This window comes from Bacillus sp. 05T31, assembly GCF_056396725.1.
Map to the genome: position 1 here is coordinate 1 of NZ_JBFTMA010000743.1, position 2,121 is coordinate 2,121.

A 2,121-nucleotide genomic window follows, 5' to 3' on the forward strand; every position below is an offset into this window, starting at 1 on the left:
CAGTAAAGGTTATGCGTCCAAAGACGAATCCAGATGTGAAAGTCCCCGTTATTTATGAAATGAGTCCATATCGATCTGGATTAAAAGATGTTCCTGTTTATAATGTTGATGAAGAATTGAATGCATATGGAGGAAAACCGTATGGAGCTGTTAATCTTGGTTCATACGGAAATTATTACGTTCCAAGAGGATATGCAGTCATTTTAGGTGAAAGTATCGGAACTGGGAAATCAGATGGATGTCCGACCACTGGAGATGAGCAAGAAATATTAGGGACTAAGTCTGTCATTGATTGGGTAAATGGACGTGCGAAAGCATATACAGAGGATGGTAAGGAAGTAAACGCAAGTTGGTCTTCGGGAAATGTAGGAATGACAGGAGTTTCTTATAATGGTACGTTACCGAATGCTGTCGCAACGACAGGAGTGGAAGGGTTAAAAACAATTATTCCAATCGCAGCGATTAGTAGCTGGTATGATTATTATCGTGCAAATGGGGCGGTTATTGCGCCGGGTGGTTATCAGGGAGAAGATACAGATAATATGGCAGAAGCAGTACTAACAAGAAAGAACCCTGAAGTTTGCGGGCAAATTATTAAAGAACTAACAGCTGGACAAGATCGTAAAACAGGCGATTATAACGATTTTTGGGATAAACGTAACTATGTAAAAGATGTTAAGAATGTGAAGGCTAGTGTGTTTGTTGTTCACGGTTTAAATGATTGGAATGTAAAAACGAAGCAGTTCGCACAGTGGTGGGAAGCTCTTGGCAAAAATAATGTTCCTCGTAAAATGTGGTTACATCAAGGTGGACATGGCGGAACATCAAGTAATAACTGGCAACAAACCCAAAATAAATGGTTCGATTATTGGTTATATGGAATTGAAAATGGAATTATGGATGAACCGATGGTAGATGTACAACGTGAAAATAAATCGTGGCAAAAAATAAAAAATTGGCCAGATCCAGCAGCTGTGCCATCAAAAGTCCGTATGTATTTAAGTAATAAAGCAGTCAATCTACCATTAAGTATGGGATCAGTAAACAATGTGTTCTCATTAGTAGATGATGCTAAAATAAAGTCAAATCAACTAGTAGAAAACCCTGAGTTAGAAATAGCGAATCGATTAGTATATACAATGCCTRTACTGCAAAAAGATATGCGAATAAGTGGTACGCCTAAAATTTCAATAACAGGAAATATTGATCGATCTGTTTCAAATTTAACAGCTTTACTYGTTGATTATGGCGGAGCGAGGCCTGAAATTGTAACGAGAGGTTGGATGGATCCGCAAAACTTAAATAGTATAGAAAATTCAACAGCGATTCAACCTGGTAAAGATTACACATTTACATGGGACATGCAGCCAGATGATTATGTATTTAAAGCAGGGCATCAAATGGGGGTCATTTTAATCGCAAGTGATTACGATTATACAATTAGACCGAAAGCAGGAACGAAGCTAACGGTGAAATTGAGTGAAGTTACATTGCCGATTGTGAAATAAATAGTTTTTGATAAAGAGCTTACTATAGTAAGCTCTTTAAATTTTGAAATAGAAATGCCTACAAACATAGGGAGTGTATTATGCATTTCTATTGGTAGATATAATAATATTTACAACAAATAAAAAAATTGCATTAATGATTAAAAGGCCACTAAAGGTAAAAGCGGCAAAACCTCCRGCTAATCCATCTCCTACTTTTTCTCCAATTACGTGCATAGTGGCAAAGAAAACAATGGGGGAAGAAAGAATGAAAATACCACTGGCTATTTTCCATATTCGTTTATACTGCTTTGCTATAAAGAAAATTAGAACATTAATAGCGATAAGAAGAAAAAGAAATCCAATTAATGAATTCATCATATCCTCCTTTCAGTATAAGTCTGAATTTTGGTTTCTATATGTTCATTTTGAAGGGAATATTATACAATATGATTATATTCTATGGAAAGCGAGTGATATATTATGACAGTCAGCTCTTTCGAATTCTCATTAAAATTTGAGGTACGGAAAGATTAAGTAAATTAGAATCTTCCGTACACATAAAACGGAGGAGAAAATAAATGTTTAGTTTTTATAGTACACTTTGTACAGAACTATATGATTTTACAAAACC

General features: G+C 35.6%; 2 protein-coding genes. One reads left to right on the forward strand and one right to left on the reverse strand.

The annotated features are described in order from the left end of the window. Positions 1 to 1,508 (forward strand): Xaa-Pro dipeptidyl-peptidase (locus AC1DJR_RS27615; protein ID WP_477004005.1); only part of this gene is annotated, 1,508 nt, incomplete at its 5' end. A gap of 78 nt (positions 1,509 to 1,586) precedes the next feature. On the opposite strand, the gene AC1DJR_RS27620 is transcribed toward AC1DJR_RS27615, so the two are convergent. After that, on the reverse strand, positions 1,587 to 1,865 hold the full coding sequence (locus AC1DJR_RS27620) for a hypothetical protein (RefSeq protein ID WP_016101241.1): 279 nt from the start codon (positions 1,863 to 1,865) through the stop codon (positions 1,587 to 1,589). Between the last annotated feature and the right edge of the window lie 256 nt (positions 1,866 to 2,121).